The sequence below is a fragment of the Peribacillus sp. SIMBA_075 genome (assembly GCF_046534585.1).
Genome location: NZ_JAWRYN010001243.1, coordinates 1 through 249 on the forward strand (window position 1 = coordinate 1; position 249 = coordinate 249).

General features: G+C 39.8%; 1 protein-coding gene. It reads right to left on the minus strand.

What is annotated here, in order from left to right; all coding sequences use genetic code 11:
• On the minus strand, positions 1 to 249 hold a 249-nt coding region (locus tag SB775_RS32300), incomplete at both ends, for a TetR family transcriptional regulator C-terminal domain-containing protein (protein ID WP_410865373.1).

Here is a 249-nt window from a genome sequence, read left to right on the forward strand (position 1 = left end):
GTTCTGTCTCCAGTAAAAGATCGGTATGCTCTAGCAGCAGCTCAGCCTCTTTTAATTTCGTTAAACAAGCATGAACGGTTTGGAAAAGATCATCATACATTTCTGCATTGAGCGCCTGTAAATCTGATTCAGTCAGGGATTTAATCGTAAAAGCCTGCCACACCTCCATTTCAAATCTTCGTTCTTCATCAAGTGGAAGGACTTGCTCCAATAAAGAGAGGATATTTTCTTTAGTTGAACCGTTTAATG